Origin of the sequence: Janthinobacterium sp. EB271-G4-3-2, assembly GCF_020858035.1 — a bacterium.
In the GTDB taxonomy this organism is placed as follows: Bacteria; Pseudomonadota; Gammaproteobacteria; order Burkholderiales; family Burkholderiaceae_D; genus Janthinobacterium; species Janthinobacterium aestuarii.
This window is the reverse complement of sequence record NZ_JACYMG010000008.1, coordinates 213,550-233,920: the sequence shown is the minus strand read 5'-3', so window position 1 is coordinate 233,920 and position 20,371 is coordinate 213,550. Positions and strand designations below refer to the sequence as shown.

Sequence of the window (20,371 nt, the reverse complement as noted above, 5' to 3'; positions counted from 1 at the left end):
CATGCTGCCCGAAGACTTCCTCGCTCCGTACGCGGCCCATTCGGCACAGGGGCAGGGACGTCGCTTTGCCGAGGCGCCGCACGCCTCGCGCAGCCAGTTCCAGCGCGACCGCGACCGCATCATCCATTCCTCGGCCTTCCGCCGTCTCGAATACAAGACGCAGGTTTTCCTCAACCACGAGGGAGACCTGTTCCGCACGCGCCTGACGCACAGCCTGGAAGTGGCGCAAGTGGGCCGCTCGATCGCGCGCAACCTGCGCCTCAATGAAGACCTGGTGGAAGCCATCGCGCTCGCGCATGACCTGGGCCACACGCCGTTCGGCCACGTGGGCCAGGACGTGCTCAATGAATGCATGCAGGAACACGGCGGCTTCGAGCACAACCTGCAAAGCCTGCGCGTGGTCGACACCCTGGAAGAGCACTACGGCGCCTTCGACGGCTTGAACCTGATGTTCGAGACGCGCGAAGGCATCCTGAAACACTGCTCGCTGACGCATGCGCGCGAACTCGGTCCCGTGGCGCAGCGCTTCATCGACCGCACGCAACCGACCCTGGAAGCGCAGCTGACCAACCTGGCCGATGAAATCGCCTACAACAGCCATGATATCGACGATGGCTTGCGTTCCGGCCTGATCACCATCGCCCAGCTGGAAGAGGTGGAATTCTTCGGCCGCCTGTGGCGCGACGTGCAGCAGGCGTTTCCCGGCCTGTCGGGCCGGCGCGCCATCTATGAAACCCTGCGCCGCCTGATCACGGCCCTGGCCGACGATCTGATCGTCACCTCGACCGGCCTGATTGCCGATGCCGCGCCGCGTGACGTGAACGAAGTGCGCGCCAGTGCCCCGCTGATCCGTTTTTCGGACGCCATGCGCAAGGATGCGACGGACCTGAAGCGCTTTTTACGGGCCAACCTGTACCGCCACTACCAGGTCAACCGCATGCGCGTAAAGGCCAGCCGCATCGTGCGCGAACTGTACGACAGCTTCATGGCCGAACCGGCCCTGCTGCCGCCCGATTATCAGGTCAACGGCGATGATGTGACAAAGCAGGCGCGCAAGATCGCCGACTACATCGCCGGCATGACGGACCGCTACGCGATCCGCGAGCACCGCCGGCTGTATTCGCTCGACGAGCTGTAACGGTCACTGCGGGCACTGACCTGCCCGCGCGACGCTGCGTGTCGGGTTACGCCGTGCCGGCTAACCCGACCTACCAATGCAAGCGGCCATGGGGAATCCGACGTAGGTCGGATTAGCGTAGCGTAATCCGACATGTCTGCGCGATACCACGACACTTTATGCCAACAATGTTGTCGGATTACGCGCTGGCGCGCCTCGGCGGCCCCGCTAATCCGACCTACTCCGCATTGTCGGTCCTGTCAATCGGCATGATCATCTAGGCCCCCGCACGATCACCCCAATATCCGTACGGCAACTTCTTTTCTATCATGGCAGCAAGTCAACAAGGGCTTGCCGCCCATAGTCAAGGAGAGTGTCATGATTGAATCGCGCCGCAGTTTCTTGCGCGCCTTGCCAGCCGTAACCATCGGGGCGGCCATCGCACCGCTGCCAGGCAAGGCGGCCACGAAGGGCGAAGGCGGCCAGCGCTGGGCGATGGTGGTCGATGTGCAGAAGTGCATCGGCTGCCAGGCTTGCACGGTCTCCTGCATCATGGAAAACGCCGTGCCGGAAAACAGCTTCCGCACCGTCGTCTCCACCTATGAAGTCAAGGAAGAGAACCGCTGCGGTACCTACATGCTGCCGCGCCTGTGCAACCACTGCGCCAATCCCCCCTGCATTCCCGTCTGTCCCGTGGGCGCCACCTTCCAGCGCAAGGATGGCGTCGTCGTCGTCGATGGCGACCGCTGCGTGGGCTGCGCCTACTGCGTGCAAGCGTGCCCGTACGACGCGCGCTTCATCAACCACGAGACGGGCAAGGCCGACAAATGCACGTTCTGCGCACACCGCGTCGACGAAGGCTTGCTGCCGGCCTGCGTGGAAACCTGCGTGGGCGGCGCGCGCATCTTCGGCGACCTCAATGACCCGGAAAGCCTGGTGCACCAGCTGCTCACCGAAAACAAGGTGAAGGTACTGAAACCCGAGCAGGGCACCCAGCCCCACGTGTTTTACCTGGGACTGGACACGCGCTTCGCCGGCCACGTCGAAGGCGAAGCGACTCTTTGGCAACCGAGCAAACACGGGAAATAAACCATGGACAGCCACATCACCGAAATTGTCAACGTCACGCGCGAAGCGGCATGGCTGCCGTGGGCGGTGCAGTATTTTTTCCTCATCGGCCTCAGTTACGGCAGCTTCATGCTGACCTTGCCGTACTTCGTCTTCGGCCGCAAGGCGTATGAACGCCTGGGGCGCATCGCGCTGCTGGCGTCCCTCGTGTGCGGCATGACGGCGCCCGTGGCGCTGCTGGCCGACCTGCATGGGCCGGGCCGCTTCTACCATTTCTATATCTACTTCCAGCCGCAATCGTGGATGTCGTGGGGCTCGTTCTTTATTCCCCTGTATCTGGGGTGCCTGATGCTGTACGCGTGGCTGGCGCTGCGCGTGGATTTTGCCGCGCGGGGACAGGGCCAGGACCGCCTCGCCTTTGCCTATCGATTGCTGGGGCGCGGTGGCGCCGCTTCCTTGCGCGCCATCCGCATCGCCGCCGCCTGCACCTTGCTGGCCGCCTTCGTGGTGGGCCTGTACACGGGCATGGAAGTGATGGTGGTGCGTGCCCGTCCCCTGTGGTTCACGCCCTTTCTGCCGGCGCAATTTGCCGCCACGGCCTTTGTCGGAGCGGTGGGCCTGGCGCTGCTGTTCAACCGCTTCCTGCCGGGCCGCGAGCAGGCGCTGGAAGTATCGCTGAACCGCGCGCTGGCCCTGTCGCTGGCGCTGGTGCTGGCCCTGGGCGGCGGCTGGCTGTTCGTGAGTCTCTCCGGCGTGAGCGCCAGCCACAGCATGGCGTTCGCCCAGGTGGCCGGCATGCCGCAATGGCAGTTCACGGCTGTCTGGGCCGTGCTGTCGGCCATCGTGCCGATGGCCCTGGCCATCTGGCGTCCGGCCACGAGTGGCCTGGTCAACGGCCTGATCGCGCTGCATAGCGCCTGGATGATGCGCTGGACGATTTTCATCGGCGGCCAGACGATCCCGAAAACGGGCGCGGGCCTGTACGACTACCACCTGCCGATGGGGAACGATGGCTTGATGGGGATTATCGGCACGGCCGGCCTGTGGATTGCGCTGCTGTTGCTGATGCTGGAATTTTTGCCATGGGCCGGACGCGTCGTCGCTGCACGCAACCGTCCCGCCATGGCCACGCACTGAGGAGCTAGAAATGAACGAACACACACACGACGACGTCCCTGAGGACGACAATGAAAAACGCCGCAAGCTGCTGCGCTATGGCGCCATCGGCGGTGGCCTGGCCGCGTTTGCCGCCAGCTTTTCCACCACGGCCGGCCGCATGGTCGACCACGCGCTGGGTAAAGATAAACCTGTGCAGAAACTGCACGGCAATTCCCTGCCGCCCGAGTTTTCCGTCGACACGGCCACGGGCAAGCTGACGGTCAATCCTGACCAGCAGGTCAGCTACACCATGTGCATGGGCTGCACCACGTTTTGCGGCGTGCGCGTGCGCCTCGATAAAAAAAGCGGCAAGGTCTTGCGCGTGGCGGGCAATCCGTATAGCCCCCTGTCGGCCGACCCTGCGCTGCCATATCAAACGTCGATACGCGACAGCTTTGTCTCCCTGTCGCGCTTCCAGGAAAAGGGCTTGAAAGGCCGTTCGACGGCTTGCGGCCGTGGTAACGGCGTGCTGGAACAGATGGAGTCGCCGTTCCGCGTGCTGGCGCCCATGAAACGCGTGGGGCCGCGCGGCGGCGGCCAGTGGGAACCGATCGCCTTCGATCAACTGGTCAAGGAAGTGACGGAAGGCGGCGACCTGTTTGGCGAAGGCCATGTGCAGGGCTTGCGCGCCTTGCGCGAGCTGGAAAAGCCGATCGATCCGGCGCAGCCGGAACTGGGTCCGCAAGTCAATCAGGTGGGCCTGATGTGCAGCACCGACGATGGCCGCCTGGCGTTCGGCACGCGTTTTTTCAAGCAATCGTACGGCAGTCTGAACCTGGTCAACCACGGCTCGTATTGCGGCGGCGCCTACCGCAGCGGCTCGGGCGCCATGTTCGGCGACATGAAGAAAATGCCGCACGCGAAAGTGGATTTGGAAAACACGGAGTTCTGCATTTTCGTCGGCACGGCGCCGGGCAATGCGGGCAACCCGTTCAAGCGCCAGGGCACCTTGATCGCGAAAGCCCGTTCGGGCAAGCGCGACTTCAGCTACGTCGTCGTCGACCCCGTGCTGACGAATGCCGACAGCCTGGCCGCGGGTGACCGCAGCCGCTGGGTGCCGATCAAGCCGGGTACGGACGGCGCGCTGGCCATGGCCATGATCCGCTGGATCATCGAGCACGAACGCTATGACCGCAACTTCCTCGTGCAGCCGAACCTGAAGGTGGCGGAAGCGGCGGGCGAGGCCGCCTGGTGCAACGCCACGCATCTGATCATCAACGAAAAGGGCCATCCGCGCGATGGCCGCTACCTGCGCGCGTCGGACATCGGTGCGGTGGAACTGGCGGAAGAAGAGCGCTACAAGGATGGTGACGCCTTCTGCGTGATCGACGCCGCCACGCAGGCCATCGTGCAGCACAACGCAGCCAAGGGCGAGGCGCGCCTGTTCTTCGACGGCCCGCTGGACGTGGCCGGCGCGCCGCTGCACCTGAAGACGGCGATGACGATGCTCAACGAGGAAGCGCAGCGCCACAGCATGGATGACTACGCGGCTGCTTGCGGCATCCCTCGCGACATCATCGAAGGCCTGGCGCAGGAATTGACCAGCCACGGCAAGCGCGCCGCCGTCAATGCGCATGGCGGCATGATGTCGGGCGCCGGCTTTTACAACGCGTATGCACTGGTCATGCTCAATACCCTGATCGGCAATTTGAACCGCAAGGGCGGCACCCTCGTCAATGGCGGCAGCTTCAAGGATGCGGGACCCGGTCCGCGCTATAACCTCGAGAGTTTTGACGGCGAGATCAAGGTGGCCGGCATGCCGATCGGGCGCAATGTGCCGTATGAAAAAACCTCGGAATTCAAGCTGAAGAAAGAAGCGGGCAAGGCGTATCCGGCCAGGGCGCCGTGGTATCCGAACGCGCCCGCGCTGGCCACCGAGTGGCTCACCAGCGCCATGAACGGCTACCCGTACACCTTGAAGGCGCTGATACTGTGGAGCTGCAATCCCGTCTACGGCATCACGGGCTTGCGCGCGCAGATCGGCAAGGAATTGGCCGATCCGAAGAAGATTCCTCTGATCGTCGCCATCGATCCCTTCATCAATGAAAGCTCGGCCTTTGCCGACTACCTGCTGCCCGATACCTTGCTGTATGAAAGCTGGGGCTGGGCCGGCGCCTGGGGCGGCATGCCCGTCAAAATGAGCACGGCGCGCTGGCCCGTGGTCGAGCCGCGCGTGCAAAAGACACCGGACGGCCAGAGCATCTGCATGGAATCGTTCTTCATCGCGCTGGCAAAAACGATGGCCTTGCCTGGCTTCGGCCCGGACGCCTTGCAAGACATGGATGGCCAGCGCTTCCCATTGCAGCGGGCGGAAGACTGGTATCTGCGCGGTGGCGCCAACATCGCCTGGCAAGGAAAAACGTCCGTGCCTGACGCGAGCGACGACGACATCGACCTGTCCGGCGTGGTGCGCATCCGTCCCGAGCTGGAGCGTACCCTGAAGCCGGAAGAGTGGCGCAAGGTGGCCTTCATGCTGGCGCGGGGAGGGCGCTACCAGAGCTATGGCGAGATGTTCGGCCTGCGCCTGCCGCCGCCCGCGAACCCCAAGGCGCCGGCAGTACCTGCACCCGTGACCGACGAGTCGCCGTATCCGCAGGACTGGTCCACGCACCGTTACCTGAAACCGATGATGCTGTACAACGAGGGCCTGGGCGTGAGCAAGAACAGCTTGAGCGGCAAGCGTTTTCCCGGCACGCCCGCGTGGCGAGTGGCGGCGTTTGCCGATGGCACGCCCGTGCGCAAGGCCTATCCGGCCAGCGAATGGCCGTTCGAACTGATCAGCTTTAAATCGGCGCTGCAAAATTCGTACAGCATCGGCGCGCGGCGCTTGCGCGGCATCCATCCGGACAACCCGGTCGCCGTGCACCCCGACGACGCGGCCCGCTTGAAGCTGCAAAATGGCGACGTGATTTACCTGGAAACGCCGGGCGGCAAGGCCAGGGCGACGGTGATGCTGCGCCACGGCGTGCAGCGCGGCGTGATCGCCATCGAGCATGGTTTCGGCCACAAGGAGCACGGCGCGCGCGCCCACCGCATCGGCAAGTCGCAGCAGCCCGACGAACCGACCATCGGCGCTGGCATCAACCTGAACGACCTGGGCTTGACGGATCCGAGCCGCGGCGACAAGAACGTGTTTGTCGATCCCGTTTCGGGCACGTCGGTGCGGCAGGGGCTGCCGGCGCGCATTGTGCGGACTTAGATTTGACCACCCGCCATCAGCAGCCGGGCTACCTCGGCTGCTGAATGCAGGCCCAGTTTTTCCATCGTGTTATGGCGGTGCACCTGCACCGTCTTGTCGCTGATGCCCAGTTCGCGGGCGATGACTTTCGACGCTTTGCCTTCGGCCATCAGCAGCGCCACTTCGCGCTCGCGCGCCGTCAATGTCGCCAATGCCGCCTGTGCCGTATTTGTGCTGGCGGCGCTGCGGCTTTCTTCCACGCTGCGGGCCACGGCGCGCGAGACGGCGTCCAGCAATACCTGGTCCTTGCATGGTTTTTCCAGAAAATCGCAGGCGCCCGCCTTCATCGTCTGCACGGCCATGGCCAGGTCGCCGTGGCCGCTGAGGAAAATCACGGGCAGCGCGATGGCGTGGCGTGATAGTTCCTGCTGCAATTCCAGCCCGCTCATCAAAGGCATGCGCACGTCGAGCAGCAGGCAGCCGGGCGCATGGCCTTCGTAGCGCTGCAGGAAATCGCGCGCCGACTCGAACGTCTGCACTTGCCAGCCGGCCGAATCGAACAGATAGGCCAGCGAGCGGCGCATGGCGGCGTCGTCGTCGACGACAAAGATGATCGCATCGCTTTCATTCATGGTGTTTCCTCTTGTATTTCCTTGTGCGCTTCCATATGGCTATCTTCGGGCAGGCGGAACCAGACCGTCAAGCCTGGCGCATCGGCATTGGCGTGGGCCGACAGGCTGCCGCCGAACGATTCGATGATGCTTTTGCTGAGCGACATGCCCAGTCCCAGGCCTTCGGCCTTGGTGGTAAAAAACGGTTCGAACAATCGCGCCATCTGCGCCGCTGGCAGGCCGCATCCCGCATCGCGCACGGCTACCGTGCAGGCGCCGTTTTCACGGTGCAGCAGCACGCCGATCGGATGCTGCGGATTGCCGTTTCCCACCTGCGCATCGAGCGCATTTTTCAGCAAATTGAGCAGCACCTGCTGCACTTGCTGCGGGTCGGCCAGCACGCGCGGCTCAAGATTGCTGCCTTCGTGGTTCCAGCTGATATGGGCGTGCGGATGGGCCGCGCGGAACAGTGCCACGGCTTGCGCCACGGCGCCGGCCAGGGCGAAGGCCGTGCTGTGCGCGGGATGCTTTTGCGCCATCGCGCGGATGTGGCGGATGATGGCACCCGCGCGCTCGCTTTGCGTGGCGATTTCCTGCGCGCCGTCGAGCAGGGGCGCCGCGTCGAGGCGGCCCGCCGTGATGCGGCGCGCCATGCCGCGCGCGAAATTGCCGATGGCCGCCAGCGGCTGGTTCAATTCGTGCGCGATGGCGCTGGCCATTTCGCCCAGGATCGCCAGGCGCGCCGTGTGGTCGAGCGTGGCCTGGCGCTGGCGCGCCTGTTCTTCCAGCGCGCGCTGCTGGTGCTGGGCGGCACGCAATTGCTCCGTGCGCCGGCTGACCAGGTATTCTACGCGCACCGTGTGCACGGCCCAGGCAATAAGTAGGGCCAGCACCAGCAGCATCCAGCCCCAGTAGCGGCGCAGGGCCGTCTCGAAGGTCAGCTTGTCCAGATAGGCGTAAGGGCCGATGTGCAAGTCGCGGAACAGTTCATCGACGATCTGGTAATCGCTGGGCACCGTCCAGCTGTAGCCTTCACCGGTGCGCGGCATGGCCAGCAGGGCTTGCGCCACTTTTTTCGCCAGCGCGGGCGGCGTCTGGCGCAGGGCCACGAAGGGCCAGTCCGGATACAGGCGCGACGAACTGGCGCAGCGAAAGCCGGGAATCGGGCGCGTGGTGATCACGCGCAGTTCGTCGGCGCGTACTTCGCCGCGCGCCACCATCTGTTCGAGCAGGCAGGTGCGTACGATGCCCGCATCCATGTGCCCCGACCTTACGGCGTCGACGATCTGCTGCGAGGGAAAGCCGCTGTAGCGCAGGCTGGCAAAATCGTGCGTGGGATCGATGCCCGCTTCGCGCAGTTCGCGCGCGGCGATCTGGTAGCCGCCAAAGGCGTCGGGCGCCACGGCCATCACGTTCTTGCCCGCCAGGTCGGCCAGGTCATGCAGCGGCGACGCGCTGCGCACGACGATGGCCGAGCCGATGGCCTGGCGCGGCGAGTCCGTCCATGGCGATTCCAGGGTGGCGATGCGGCTGGCGCCGTCGCTGTGTTCGAGCGCCACGTAGTGGCCGCTGCTGGTGATGGCGAAGGCGATCGCTTGCGATTGGACGGCGCGCGTCAGGCCCGCCTGGTCGTAGTCGGCCAGGATGAAACGGATGCCGGGAATACTGGCCTGCAGGTGGCGCGTCACGTACGACCAGTCCTGCTGCACCGCGTCGCCGCCCTTGTAGGCGAGTACGCCTATTCTGACTTCCGGCAGCGTCGTGTCGGCATGCACTGGCGAGAACAGGATCGCCAGCGCCAGTACGGCAAGCCTGCGCACTAAAACATGCTGCGTTGCGCCGAACGCGCATCGCCGAACAGGTCCAGCAGCAGTTTCTTGATGGGAGCGGGCAGCGGCGCATCGGCGATTCTCGCGCCGTCGTACCAGACGTGCGTCGCTTCCCCGGCCAGCGCCAGACGGCGCGCCAGGGTGATACGGCAGGGGACGATGTGCAGCTTGTAGTGGGTGAAGACGTGGACGATGGGCAGCAGCCGTTCCTGCGATTCGATTTCGCCGAACGGCGCCACGGCGCGCGCCAGCGCATCCTGGTCGATGTCGCGCGGACAGTCTTCGCCGGCCAGCACGTGGCCATCGAGTTCGGGCAGGGACAGCAAGCCGCCCCAGATGCCCGAGCCGGGACGCTGTTCCAGCAGCACCTGGCCATCGTCGATGATGACGAGCATGACGGCGTGTTTTTCGGGGCTGGTTTTCTTCGGTTTGCGCACAGGTAAGTCTTTAACCCGATGGGTGGCGTAGGCCACGCAGCGCGGCTGCAAGGGGCAGCGGCCGCAATCGGGGCTGCTGCGCGTGCACAGGGTGGCGCCGAAGTCCATCAGGCCCTGCGTGTAGGCTTCGATGCCGGTTTCAGGCAGCAGCGCTTCGGCGCGGCGCCACATGGCTTCCTCGACCCGCTTTTCGCCGGGATAGGCGTCGATGCCGAAGGTGCGCGCGAACACGCGCTTGACGTTGCCATCCATGATGGCAGCGCGCGTGCCGCTGGAAAACGCGGAGATGGCGGCGGCCGTCGAGCGGCCGATGCCGGGCAGCTCGGCCAGTAGCAGCGGGTCGCTGGGGAACACGCCGTCGTATTCGGCCACCACGCGCTGCGCGCACTTGTGCAGGTTGCGCGCGCGCGTGTAGTAACCGAGGCCGCTCCACTGCGCCATCACGTCTTCGACGGGCGCGCTGGCGAGGTCGCGCAGGGTGGGGAAGCGTTCGAGGAAGCGCGCGTAGTAGCCGAGCACGGCGGTGACCTGCGTTTGCTGCAGCATGATTTCGGACAGCCAGATCAGGTAGGCGTCGCGCGTGTTTTGCCAGGGCAGCGCGTGGCGGCCATGCTGCTTTTGCCAGGCGATGACGGTGGCGGAAAAAGTCGGGTCGACATACTCTTCAAAAGGTGCCATGCCCGTGGCGGGCGAGAGCGGGTGCAGCAAACGTTTCATGCAGGATTCCAGTGTTCTGTTGTCTATGTTGCGCTGGCCGCACGCAAAGTGGCCAGCAATTGCGCCAGCTGCGCCTTGTCGCGTTCGAGCGCCGCCAGGCTCGCTTCAAAGCCGGCGATTTTCTGTTCCAGGCTGCCCGTGGCGTCGTGGATGCGCTGGATCGAGGCAAAGCGCAGTTTCAGCTGTTCCTTGTATTCGACGATCTGCGCTTCGAGCGGCGCCATGATGACTTTCAGCCAGGCGCTGGCGTCGTCGTTGGCGTTGGTGAAACTGCGGCGCACGCGCGAGGCGATGGTGTCGAAGAATTTTTCCATCAGCACGACGCGGCTGGTGGTGAGCAGGGTCGCCGTGCCGAACTGCTTATGGTAGACGGCTTCGATGTCGGCGATCTCCTGGCGGTAGCGGGCCAGCGAAAACGGCATCGGCAAGGCCAGCGCCAGGCCATGTTCGGAGGCGAATTTGCGGTACATCACGTTCATCATTTCCGTGATCTCGGCCGTCTTGCCTTCCGAACGATCCAGGTTGCTGGCGATGCGCTCGAAATACTGGCGCACGGCTTCGCGCAGGCCCGTGAAAAAGCGGCTGCGCTGCATGGCGGCGCGCACGCCGTCGATATCGTCACGCACGATGTCCATGCCCAGGCTTGTGTACAGCTCCGTCGACAGGCGGGTAAACACGGCGCGCGTCGCCTGCAGCTTGAACAGGCTGCTGTCGAATTCCTTTTTCTCGATATCGATGCGCCGCATCATGTGCGCGATCACGCTCTGGTTCTTGCCGCGCAGGCTGTGCAGCTCGTGCAGCTGCTCGGCGATGCCGCGCGCGCGGGCCGCCGCCTGCACCTGCTGCGCCGCTTCGATGGCGTCCAGGTCGAACGCCAGCTGGCGCCGGATGATGTGCTTGCGCGCGGGGATCAGCTCCTCGAACAGGGCCGTCTCCAGCGGCAGCAAGCGGCTCTTTTCCAGCAGCGCCGCATCGTCGTTGATCTTGCCCACGAGGGCCTTTTGCGCCGAGACGGGAAACACCTGACCTGCGTCCAGCGTCAGCAAGTGGGCCACGCTGGCCTGCTGGCGTTCGATCGCCTGCGCCACCTCGGCATCGCCGCGCAATTCGTCCCACATGCTGTCGATCTTGTTGAGCACCACCAGGCGCCCCGCGCCGGCGCCGATATGGTTGCGCCATACCTCGATATCGCTGCGCGTGACGCCCGTGTCGGCCGCCAGGATGAACAGTACCGCGTGCGCATTCGGGATCAGGTTCAGGGTCAGTTCAGGTTCCGTGCCGATGGCGTTCAGACCCGGCGTGTCGAGGATCACCAGGCCCTGTTTCAGCAGCGGATGGGGGAAGTTGATGATGGCGTGGCGCCACATGGAGATTTCCACCTGGCCGTCCTCGTCGAGCATGGCGGGAGCATCCGCGTCGTCGGCGTCGTACAGGCCGTAGCGCGCCGCTTCTTCGACGCTGACTTTTTTCGTCAGGCTGACCTGGCGGATCGCTTCCTGCATGTCGCCGCCCGCCTCGATGTTCAGGGGCAGAATGGTCCAGGCGGCGGGCAGGTCGCGGTAGTCGCTGGTCGACAGGTTCTGCGCGCGCGTCTCGATGGGCAGCAGCCGGATCGATGGCGGCCAGGCCGCGTCGTACAGCAGCTCGGTGGGGCACATGGTGGTGCGGCCCGCGCCCGAGGGCAGGATGCGCTGGCCGTAGCCGGCAAAGAAGATGGCGTTGATCAGCTCGGATTTGCCGCGCGAGAATTCCGCCACGAAGGCGACGGATAAACGGTCGTCGAGCAGGCGGGAACCACAGCGCGCCAGGCGCAGCGCGGAGGCGCCGTCGACCAGGCCTGCCGCGCTGGCGGCTTGCCGGTATGCCTGCAAGGCGGCTTGCACGTCCTGCCGCCATGCGCTGTACTGTTCCAGGTCTCTGACCATCTGCTCCCCTTTACCTATGCTTACTTTTGACAATTCACGCAGTAGAACGTGGAACGCTGTCCCTGCACGATCTGGCGGATAGGCGCGCCGCACACGCGGCAGGGCTTGCCCGCGCGGTTGTACGTGAAATACGTCTGCTGGAAGTAGCCGGACTGGCCGTTCACGCCGATAAAGTCGCGCAGGGTGCTGCCGCCTTGCACGATGGCTTCGGCCAGTACGTCGCGGATCGCTTGCGCCAGTTTCTCATAGCGGGCCAGGCCGATGCGCCGCGCTGGCGTCTTCGGGTTGATCCCCGCGCGGAACAGGCTTTCGGAACAATAGATATTGCCCACGCCGACGACGATGTCGCCCGCCATCAGCACCTGCTTGATGTTGGTGCCCTTGTTGCGCGTTTTTTCGAACAGCAGCTGGCCCGTGAAGCCGCCTTCCAGCGGTTCCGTGCCGAGTCCCCGCAGCAGCGCGTGGCCGTCCAGCGGGCCGTCGGCCTCGTCGTGCCACAGCACGGCGCCGAAGCGGCGCGGGTCCGTCATGCGCAGCACCTGGCTGCCGCCGTCCGCATCTTCCACGACGAGGTCGAAATGGTCGTGCTTTTGCGCTTCCGTCCCCGTCGGCAGCACGCGCAAATGGCCCGACATGCCCAGGTGGATGATCAGGGTGCCGTGGCGGAAGTGGATCAGCAGGTATTTGCCGCGCCGCCCCGTCAGGCCGATGGTTTGCCCCGACAATTGTTCGCCCAGGGCAGGGGGGAAGGGCCAGCGCAAGCCGTCGCGGCGCAGCACGACGGAGCGCACGGCGCGCCCTTCGAGGTGGGGCGCGACACCGCGCCGTGTGACTTCGACTTCTGGCAATTCTGGCATAGGGCTCGAATGGTTGAAAACCGGGTAAAAAACAGGCGGCTTGCCGGCCGAGGGCTGGCCCTGGCAGGCTACGCCGCCACGACGTATATATTTCGTTACATACGTGAAGTACGCGATGGCCGCGTTGGGCGTAGAATCAAACTTTGCCGTTTAGCCAGGATCCGCCTTTGAAAAACGCTTTCGCCATTGTAACCTTGTCCGCCCTGATGGCCACGCATGCCATGGCGCAGACGCCTGTCGCCCCCGCCGATGCCGCGGCCAGCCCTGCTGCGTCCGCGCCCGCCGCGCCGCGGGAGGAGGGCGCCGAGTCCAAGGCGGACGCCAAAGCAGACGCCAAGGCGGATGGTTTGCCCAAGGTCGAATTGAGCAGCGACTTGCTGTACAAGCTGACCCGCGCGGAAATGGAATTCAAGAGCGGCCAGTGGCAAGGGCCGTACGTGACGATGATGGTGGCGGCGCAGCAGACGCGCGATCCGCGCCTGGCGCGCCGCGCTTCCGAAATGGCGCTGGCCGCCAAGCAGGGCAGCGAAGCGCTGGCGGCCATCCGCCTGTGGCGCGAGCTGGCGCCGGAATCGGACGAGGCGACGCAATTCTTCCTCGGCTTTGTCGTCCTGACCGACAAGATCGAGGAAGCGGAACCGATCTTCGCCGAGCGCCTGGCCAATGCGCCGGGTGGCGCGCGCGGCGTGGCCCTGTTCCAGATGCAGCAGATTTTGTCGCGCTCGAATGACAAGCTGTATGCCTATTCGATGATGACGCGCCTGGTGCAGCCTTACCTGGACATGTTCGAAGCGCACCTGGTGCTGGCGCAGGGCGCCTTGTCGCTTGGCGAGCGTGAGCGCGCCATCCGTGAAGCGAACAAGGCGCTGGCCATCAAGCCGAACTCCGAACTGGCCGCGCTGACCCTGGCGCAGGTGACGGGCGAACCCGAGGCGGCAAACAAGGTGCTGGCCGCTTTCCTGCAAAAGAATCCGGACGCCGTCGAAGTGCGCGGCGCGTATGCGCGCCTGCTGGTCGAGCAAAAACAGCTGGAGCCGGCGCGCGAGCAGTTCCTGCTGCTGCTGAAAAGCCAGCCCGATAACGTGGGCGGCCTGTACGCGCTCGGCATCGTGGCGCTGCAGCTGGAAGACACCAAGGGCGCGGAGCAGTACTTCAAGCGCTTCCTGGCCGTGCTGGAGAAAAATCCTGGCGATACGCGCGATCCGTTCAAGGCCCTGATGATACTGTCGCAGATCGCCGAGACGCGCGGCGACACGGCCGGCGCCATCGCCTGGCTGGACAAGGTCGACAACAGCGCGTCGGCCGGCTATGTCGAGGCGCGCTTGCGCCGCGCCCAGCTGATCGCCCGCGGCGGCAATCTCGATGCGGCGCGCAAGGCGCTGACGGAAATTGAAACGGACGATCCGGCAAGCCAGGCGCAGGTGCTGCTGGTCGACGCGCAATTCCTGCGCGACGCCGGCTACGTGCAAAGCGCGTACACGGTGATGGAAAACGCCTTGCTGCGTTTTCCCGACAATCCGGAGCTGCTGTACGACTACGCCTTGCTGGCCGAGCGCCTGGATAAATTCGAGCTGATGGAAGCGAGCCTGCGCCGCGTGATGGCGCTGGCGCCCGACAACCAGCACGCGTACAACGCGCTCGGTTATTCGCTGGCCGAACGGGGCCTGCGCCTGGAAGAAGCCCATGCGCTGATCGAAAAAGCGCTGCAGATGGCGCCCGGCGACCCGTTCATCATGGACAGCATGGGCTGGGTGCAGTTCCGCATGGGTAACCTGGCCGCCGCGGAAAACGCGCTGCGCCGCGCCTATGCCGTGCGCAGCGATCCGGAAATCGCTGTCCACCTGGGCGAAGTGCTGTGGCAGAAGGGCGACAAGGCCGAAGCGCAAAAGCTGTGGCGCGAGGCGCAAAGCAAGGACCCGAAAAACGATGCGCTGAAAAGTACGCTGGCGCGCTTGAATGTCAGTTTGTGATTGAATCGATTAACTAAACTATAAAACCAGCGCCATGGCGCTGGTTTTTCCTTGTGCCCATGTTGAAAAAACTGCTCCCCCTCACGCTCGTCTGCCTGTTCTTCTCGGCCTGTTCGACCCTGACTTCCCCATTCTCGTCCGGCGCCGCGCCCTCCGCTCAAACCGTCGCGCCCTACCGCGAACAGGTCGAACTGACTGGCCGCCTGAACGTCGTGTACCAGAAAGATGACAAGCCCGAATCGGCCACCGTCAATTTCAACTGGCAGCAGACGGCGCAGCGCACGGACGTGACCTTGTATTCGCCCGTCGGCAGCACGTTGGCGACGATCGCCGTCACGCCGCAGCAAGCCGTGTTGACGCAAAGCGGCAAGGCGCCGCGCAGCGCGCCTGACGTCGATGCCCTGAGCGCGCAGATGCTGGGCTGGTCCTTGCCCGTGTCGGGCTTGCGCGACTGGCTGCAAGGCCATGCCGTGGGTGCCGATGGCAAGCGCTTCGTCGCTTCGCCGGCCAACGACAGCGTCACCACGAAAGACGGCTGGCGCTTGCGCTATGTGTCTTGGCAAGAAGTAGGGCAAAATGCGGCCGACAATACACCGGGCGCCTTGCCCCAACCGCGGCGTATCGATGCCGAACGCAATGCCAGCGCGCAGGCCGATGCCGTGTCGCTGCGCATCGTGCTCGATCCCGCTCCATCGGCTCAAGCACAATGACGTTGACGACCCTGAATAACTGCCCGGCCCCGGCCAAGCTGAACCTCTTTTTGCACGTCAACAGCCGCCGTGCCGATGGCTACCATCTGCTGCAGACGGTGTTCCAGTTGCTCGACCATGGCGACACCCTGCACTTCGCGCTGCGCGACGACACGGCGATCCGCCGCGTGACGGCGCTCGCTGGCGTGCCGGAGGAGCAAGACCTGATCATCCGTGCCGCCAGGCTGCTGCAGGCCGAAGTGCTGCGCCGCACGGGCGCCTTGCCGCGCGGCGTCGATATCGCCATCGACAAGGTGCTGCCCATGGGCGGCGGCCTCGGTGGCGGTTCGTCCGACGCGGCCACTGCCCTGATGGCCTTGAACCGCCTGTGGCAGGCCGGTTTGAGCCGCGAGGAATTGATGGCGCTGGGCTTGCCGCTGGGCGCCGACATCCCGTTTTTCATCTTTGGCGAAAACGCCTTTGCCGAAGGCGTGGGCGAAGCCTTGCAGCCCGTCGCCACGCCCGCATGCTGGTATGTCGTGATCGAGCCTGGCGTGCAAGTGCCGACCGCCGCAATTTTTTGCGCGGAAGGCTTGACGAGAAATACCGAACCCGTCACAATAGCGGACTTTTCCAGGCACCTCGCAAAAGGAAACGATGCGGGCGGGTTTGGTAAGAATGATTTACAGCAAGTGGCATGCAGTCTTTTCAAGCCGGTAGCAGATGCGGTAGAATGGCTGGGTGCTTACGGTGAGGCCAGGATGACTGGCTCCGGTGCTTGTGTGTTTAGTGCGTTTGGCAGTCAGGAAGAAGCGGATGCGGTGCTCAGTAATGTGCCGCCAGTCTGGATCGCCTGGAAGGCAAAAGCGCTGAATCGCCATCCGATGCTCACCATGTTGTAGAGAGCAAAAAAAGATTTTGCTTAGCGTCAAATAGTCGGTATAATACTGGCCAACATGACGGCAAGCAGTCAGTAACGTAGGGGAATCGCCAAGCTGGTTAAGGCACTGGATTTTGATTCCAGCATGCGAAGGTTCGAATCCTTCTTCCCCTGCCACCATTTCACCGTAGTCTGTCGATGCGAAGTTGGCGTCCAGTACGGGAAAAAGCAGATGTGCCGCCACGCGGCATATTCTAAACAATGACTGACCGGGCCTATGCCCGGTTAGTGCTTTTCAAGACTTCTTTATCACCTCTTGGGACTCCCATGGCTTACGAAAACCTGATGGTTTTTACCGGCAACGCGAATCCAGCGTTGGCAGAGGGGGTCGCAAAAAACCTCGGCATCCCTCTCGGTAAAGCAAACGTTTCGAAATTCTCCGACGGCGAAGTAATGGTCGAGATTAACGAAAACGTACGCGGCAAGGATGTTTTTGTTTTGCAATCCACCTGTGCTCCAACCAACGACAGCCTGATGGAAATCATGCTGATGGTTGATGCCTTGAAACGTGCTTCCGCTGGCCGCATCACCGCCGCGATTCCTTACTTCGGCTACGCCCGCCAAGACCGTCGTCCACGCTCCGCGCGTGTGGCGATTTCGGCCAAGGTGGTGGCGAACATGCTGGAAGAAGCCGGTGTCGAGCGCGTCCTGATCATGGACTTGCACGCTGACCAGATTCAAGGTTTCTTCGATATCCCAGTCGACAATATTTACGCTTCGCCAATTTTGCTGGGCGACCTGCAAAAGAAAAACTACCAGGATCTGCTGGTGGTGTCGCCGGACGTCGGCGGTGTGGTACGTGCGCGCGCCCTGGCAAAACGCCTGGGCTGCGACCTGGCCATCATCGACAAGCGTCGTCCAAAAGCGAACGTGTCCGAAGTGATGAACATCATCGGTGAAGTCGAAGGCCGCAACTGCGTGATCATGGATGACATGGTCGACACGGCAGGCACCTTGACCAAGGCTGCCGAAGTGCTCAAAGAGCGCGGCGCGAAAAAAGTCGTGGCGTATTGCACGCACGCGGTGCTGTCGGGCCCGGCGATCGACCGTATTTCGGCCTCGCCACTCGATGAGCTGGTCGTGACCGATACGATCCCCCTGTCCGAAGCGGCCCTGGCCTGCGGCAAGATCCGTCAATTGACGTGCGCGCCGCTGCTGGCCGAGACGTTCAAACGCATCATCAAGGGTGACTCCGTCATCTCGCTGTTCATCGACTGATTCGATCAGCAGTAACAGACGTAATGCCTGCGGCGCGACCGGCTTTTTGCCTGTTGCGCCGCAGTGTTTTAATTTTCGGGGTGTTTTGCACCCCATTTCCGAGGATTCCTGGTCGCGGGCATCCTCATAACACAAGGCGCAAGCCTTGTTCTTCTTGGAGTTTCACATGAAAGTTATCGCATTTAAACGCGAATTGCAAGGTTCCGGAGCGAGCCGCCGCCTGCGCATTTCCGGCCAAAGCCCTGGTATCGTCTACGGTGGCGCTGAAGCCCCTGTGCTGATCTCGCTGGATCACAACGCCCTGTACCACGCGTTGAAAAAAGAAGTGTTCCACTCGTCGATCCTGGATCTGGAAATCGACGGCGTTTCCCAGCAAGTTCTGTTGCGCGACTTCCAAGTCCACGCATACAAACAACTGGTTCTGCACGCTGACTTCCAGCGCGTTGACGCTAAGCAAGCTATCCACGTGAAAGTGGCGCTGCACTTCATCAACGCTGACGTTTCCCCGGCAGTCAAACTGCACGGCGCGACCATCAGCCACGTAGCCAACGAAATCGAAGTTTCGTGCCTGCCAGGCCAACTGCCAGAATTCATCAACGTTGACCTGTCGAACATCGACGTCGGCCACTCGCTGCACGTTGGCGACCTGGTCCTGCCAGCTGGCGTGACCGCTGTCACCCACGGCGCCAACCTGACCATCGCTACCGCTTCGGTACCGGCTGGCCACGTTGCTGCTGAAGCCGAAGCCGCTGCTGCTGAAGCCGACAAGAAGTAATTTTGCCGCCGCAGCAATGCGGTAGTTGCAAGGAAAAACCCGCCAGGTTCGCCGCGCGGGTTTTTTTCTGCCTGTTTTCACCGATAATACGTTTTTTAATTGCAGACACAGCCATGCCCATACGCCTGATCGTCGGCCTCGGCAACCCGGGACCCGAATACGAACAAACCCGCCACAATGCCGGCTTCTGGCTGGTGGACAATCTTGCCAACAGCCTGCCCGGCACGCGCTTGCAGCGCGATTCGCGCTATAACGCCATGCTGGCGAAAACGTCCATCGGCGGCAACGAAGTCTGGCTGCTCGAACCGCTGACCTTCATGAACCGCTCGGGCCAGTCCGTGGGCGCGCTGGCGCGTTTCTTCAAGATCGCCGCCGATGAAGTACTGGTCGTGCACGACGAACTCGATCTGATGCCCGGCATCGCGCGCCTGAAAAAGGGCGGCTCGGCCGGTGGCCACAATGGCTTGAAAGACATCACGGCCGCGCTGGGCACGCAGGATTACTGGCGCTTGCGCCTGGGCATCGGCCACCCGCGCACCCTGAGCCTGCAGCAGCAGGTGCCCGACTTCGTGCTGCACCGCCCGCGCCGCGAAGACCAGGAGCTGATCGAGCAAGCGATCGACAAATCCTTGCAGGTGATGCCGCAGATCGTCGAAGGCAAGTTCGAGGCCGCGACGATGAAACTCCATACCGCCTAGTTATTTCCCTGCCTGGCCGAAGCCGGCCATGATGGTTTTCGCCATCTGCTGCTGGCTGGCCTGGGCGCTGCTGCCTTCGCCCGCGTTGGCGGCGATCAGCAAGCCGTCGCCGCTGCCGGGCGCCAGCGCGATCAGCGCGTGCCAGTAGCCGTTCGAGCCCAGGTGGGTGAGCACACGCTGCGGCGCTTGCGGTGGAAAATGCATCACGCCCCAGCCCAGGGCCGCGTTCGTGTCGCCCTGCGCCGTGTGCAGCAACACATACGTTTCCCGTTTCAGCAGCTTGCCCTTGCCTTGTTCGCCATGCAGTTGATCGAGCGCAAACTTGGCCCAGTCTTGCATGCTCAGGTGAATCTCTCCATCGGGCGCCATCATCAGCGGATTGCTGGCCATCAGGCCGGCGATCGGCTTGCCTTCCTTATGCCCCAGATTCTGCCCGCGCGCGGTGGGGCCGAACGCGGCCCGCATGCCCAGCGGACCGAACACTTCGGCCTGCATCAGTTCCTCATACGTCTTGCCCGTGGCTTTTTCCGCGATGGCGGCGGCGATCATGGCGCCGCTGTTCGAGTAGTGCGATTCGCCGCGCGGCGCGGCCACCGGGGCGTCGGCCAGCGCGCGCTGCGCGTACTCCTGGCGCAGCAGCGGCAAGGGGCGCGTGTCCGCGTAGGTGGAGTCGATCCACGCTTCATCGGGATTGGGCGGCAGGCCGGCGCGGTGCGACAGCAGATCCATCAGGTTGACGTCGCGGTACTCGGCGCGCATGCCGCCGGCCAGCGCGGGCAGCATGCGCGACAGCGGCGCATCCCACGACAGCACGCCCCGTTCCACCAGCCGCGCGATCAGGGTCACCGTCATGGCCTTGCCGTCGGAGCCGATATTCCACACGTCATCGGCGCGCACGGCATCGTGGCCGTCATTGGCGCGCACGCCAGCTTGCGCCTGCGCATCGATCTTGCCGTCGCGGATCACGAGTATGGCCATGGCCGGCACGCTTTTGTCGGCCAGCGCCTGCTGCAGCATGGCGTGCAAATCATGGGCGCGGGCGGCGCCGCTGAGCAAAAAGGCGGTGCTGCAAACGAGTGAGGCAAGCAGGGTTTTCATGGTGTCTCCAGTCGATAGGGGTGGGCGAACATGTTAAAATGGTCGCAAAACATGATTTAATTATTGTTTTACGATAATTTATTCTA

The 20,371-nt window shown here is 63.7% G+C and carries 16 protein-coding genes and 1 tRNA gene; 11 read left to right on the top strand and 6 right to left on the bottom strand.

The window, feature by feature from the left end; translation table 11 throughout:
* The first annotated feature begins 1 nt into the window (after window position 1).
* The 4 genes from IGS55_RS18250 to IGS55_RS18235 all read left to right on the top strand — a co-directional run bounded on the left by IGS55_RS18250 (window position 2) and on the right by IGS55_RS18235 (window position 6,542).
* On the top strand, window positions 2–1,138 hold the full coding sequence (locus IGS55_RS18250) for a deoxyguanosinetriphosphate triphosphohydrolase (RefSeq protein ID WP_230516768.1): 1,137 nt from the start codon (window positions 2–4) through the stop codon (window positions 1,136–1,138).
* A 357-nt stretch (window positions 1,139–1,495) separates the two neighbouring features.
* Window positions 1,496–2,206, top strand: a complete 711-nt coding sequence (gene dsrO, locus IGS55_RS18245; RefSeq protein ID WP_058049488.1) for a sulfate reduction electron transfer complex DsrMKJOP subunit DsrO — start codon at window positions 1,496–1,498, stop codon at window positions 2,204–2,206.
* A 3-nt stretch (window positions 2,207–2,209) separates the two neighbouring features.
* Window positions 2,210–3,322: an NrfD/PsrC family molybdoenzyme membrane anchor subunit gene (gene nrfD / locus IGS55_RS18240; protein ID WP_230516767.1), complete on the top strand. Its 1,113-nt coding sequence runs from the start codon at window positions 2,210–2,212 to the stop codon at window positions 3,320–3,322.
* 10 nt (window positions 3,323–3,332) lie between these two features.
* Window positions 3,333–6,542, top strand: coding sequence for a molybdopterin dinucleotide binding domain-containing protein (locus IGS55_RS18235; RefSeq protein ID WP_230516766.1), 3,210 nt, complete (start codon window positions 3,333–3,335; stop codon window positions 6,540–6,542).
* Here IGS55_RS18235 and IGS55_RS18230 read toward each other — a convergent pair.
* From IGS55_RS18230 to mutM, 5 genes are read right to left on the bottom strand one after another with little or no spacing between them, the layout of a single operon-like run.
* Window positions 6,539–7,153: a response regulator transcription factor gene (locus IGS55_RS18230; protein WP_230516765.1), complete on the bottom strand. Its 615-nt coding sequence runs from the start codon at window positions 7,151–7,153 to the stop codon at window positions 6,539–6,541. The two genes, IGS55_RS18235 and IGS55_RS18230, sit on opposite strands and share 4 nt — an antisense overlap.
* Entirely contained in the window at window positions 7,150–8,952 is a 1,803-nt protein-coding gene (locus IGS55_RS18225) for a sensor histidine kinase (RefSeq protein WP_230516764.1), read from the bottom strand. The genes IGS55_RS18230 and IGS55_RS18225 overlap by 4 nt, the downstream gene beginning before the upstream one ends.
* Window positions 8,952–10,115: an A/G-specific adenine glycosylase gene (mutY, locus tag IGS55_RS18220; protein WP_442908177.1), complete on the bottom strand. Its 1,164-nt coding sequence runs from the start codon at window positions 10,113–10,115 to the stop codon at window positions 8,952–8,954. The genes IGS55_RS18225 and mutY overlap by 1 nt, the downstream gene beginning before the upstream one ends.
* A 23-nt stretch (window positions 10,116–10,138) precedes the next feature.
* The gene (locus tag IGS55_RS18215) at window positions 10,139–12,040 is read right to left on the bottom strand and encodes a dynamin family protein (RefSeq protein WP_230516763.1); all 1,902 of its coding nucleotides are present in this window, start codon (window positions 12,038–12,040) and stop codon (window positions 10,139–10,141) included.
* A 20-nt stretch (window positions 12,041–12,060) separates the two neighbouring features.
* Window positions 12,061–12,897: a bifunctional DNA-formamidopyrimidine glycosylase/DNA-(apurinic or apyrimidinic site) lyase gene (gene mutM, locus IGS55_RS18210; protein ID WP_046681687.1), complete on the bottom strand. Its 837-nt coding sequence runs from the start codon at window positions 12,895–12,897 to the stop codon at window positions 12,061–12,063.
* Between the two features lie 167 nt (window positions 12,898–13,064).
* Between mutM and IGS55_RS18205 the strand changes: the two genes are divergently transcribed.
* The 7 genes from IGS55_RS18205 to pth all read left to right on the top strand — a co-directional run bounded on the left by IGS55_RS18205 (window position 13,065) and on the right by pth (window position 19,187).
* Window positions 13,065–14,867: a tetratricopeptide repeat protein gene (locus tag IGS55_RS18205; protein ID WP_230516762.1), complete on the top strand. Its 1,803-nt coding sequence runs from the start codon at window positions 13,065–13,067 to the stop codon at window positions 14,865–14,867.
* 59 nt (window positions 14,868–14,926) lie between these two features.
* Window positions 14,927–15,577, top strand: coding sequence for an outer membrane lipoprotein LolB (locus tag IGS55_RS18200; RefSeq protein ID WP_230516761.1), 651 nt, complete (start codon window positions 14,927–14,929; stop codon window positions 15,575–15,577).
* On the top strand, window positions 15,574–16,458 hold the full coding sequence (gene ispE / locus IGS55_RS18195) for a 4-(cytidine 5'-diphospho)-2-C-methyl-D-erythritol kinase (protein ID WP_230516760.1): 885 nt from the start codon (window positions 15,574–15,576) through the stop codon (window positions 16,456–16,458). The genes IGS55_RS18200 and ispE overlap by 4 nt, the downstream gene beginning before the upstream one ends.
* A 78-nt stretch (window positions 16,459–16,536) precedes the next feature.
* Window positions 16,537–16,613 (top strand) — tRNA-Gln (locus IGS55_RS18190).
* 150 nt (window positions 16,614–16,763) lie between these two features.
* Window positions 16,764–17,714, top strand: coding sequence for a ribose-phosphate pyrophosphokinase (locus IGS55_RS18185; RefSeq protein WP_034753270.1), 951 nt, complete (start codon window positions 16,764–16,766; stop codon window positions 17,712–17,714).
* A gap of 166 nt (window positions 17,715–17,880) precedes the next feature.
* A complete protein-coding gene (locus IGS55_RS18180) occupies window positions 17,881–18,489 on the top strand; it encodes a 50S ribosomal protein L25/general stress protein Ctc (protein ID WP_230516759.1) in 609 nt (202 codons plus the stop codon).
* Window positions 18,490–18,602: 113 nt separating this feature from the next.
* The gene (pth, locus tag IGS55_RS18175; RefSeq protein WP_230516758.1) at window positions 18,603–19,187 is read left to right on the top strand and encodes an aminoacyl-tRNA hydrolase; all 585 of its coding nucleotides are present in this window, start codon (window positions 18,603–18,605) and stop codon (window positions 19,185–19,187) included.
* Here pth and IGS55_RS18170 read toward each other — a convergent pair whose 3' ends face one another.
* Window positions 19,188–20,285 (bottom strand): serine hydrolase domain-containing protein, encoded by a 1,098-nt coding sequence (locus tag IGS55_RS18170; RefSeq protein ID WP_230516757.1) that lies wholly within the window; start codon window positions 20,283–20,285, stop codon window positions 19,188–19,190. It lies immediately after the preceding gene.
* Between the last annotated feature and the right edge of the window lie 86 nt (window positions 20,286–20,371).

Coding starts and splice junctions, on each gene's coding strand:
- IGS55_RS18170 (WP_230516757.1), bottom strand. CDS start 20,285: ATGAAAACCCTGCTTGCCTCACTCGTTTGCAGCACCGCCTTTTTGCTC.
- IGS55_RS18185 (WP_034753270.1), top strand. CDS start 16,764: ATGGCTTACGAAAACCTGATGGTTTTTACCGGCAACGCGAATCCAGCG.
- ispE (WP_230516760.1), top strand. CDS start 15,574: ATGACGTTGACGACCCTGAATAACTGCCCGGCCCCGGCCAAGCTGAAC.
- IGS55_RS18215 (WP_230516763.1), bottom strand. CDS start 12,040: ATGGTCAGAGACCTGGAACAGTACAGCGCATGGCGGCAGGACGTGCAA.
- IGS55_RS18250 (WP_230516768.1), top strand. CDS start 2: ATGCTGCCCGAAGACTTCCTCGCTCCGTACGCGGCCCATTCGGCACAG.
- IGS55_RS18230 (WP_230516765.1), bottom strand. CDS start 7,153: ATGAATGAAAGCGATGCGATCATCTTTGTCGTCGACGACGACGCCGCC.
- IGS55_RS18200 (WP_230516761.1), top strand. CDS start 14,927: ATGTTGAAAAAACTGCTCCCCCTCACGCTCGTCTGCCTGTTCTTCTCG.
- IGS55_RS18235 (WP_230516766.1), top strand. CDS start 3,333: ATGAACGAACACACACACGACGACGTCCCTGAGGACGACAATGAAAAA.
- IGS55_RS18180 (WP_230516759.1), top strand. CDS start 17,881: ATGAAAGTTATCGCATTTAAACGCGAATTGCAAGGTTCCGGAGCGAGC.
- mutM (WP_046681687.1), bottom strand. CDS start 12,897: ATGCCAGAATTGCCAGAAGTCGAAGTCACACGGCGCGGTGTCGCGCCC.
- dsrO (WP_058049488.1), top strand. CDS start 1,496: ATGATTGAATCGCGCCGCAGTTTCTTGCGCGCCTTGCCAGCCGTAACC.
- nrfD (WP_230516767.1), top strand. CDS start 2,210: ATGGACAGCCACATCACCGAAATTGTCAACGTCACGCGCGAAGCGGCA.
- pth (WP_230516758.1), top strand. CDS start 18,603: ATGCCCATACGCCTGATCGTCGGCCTCGGCAACCCGGGACCCGAATAC.
- mutY (WP_442908177.1), bottom strand. CDS start 10,115: ATGAAACGTTTGCTGCACCCGCTCTCGCCCGCCACGGGCATGGCACCT.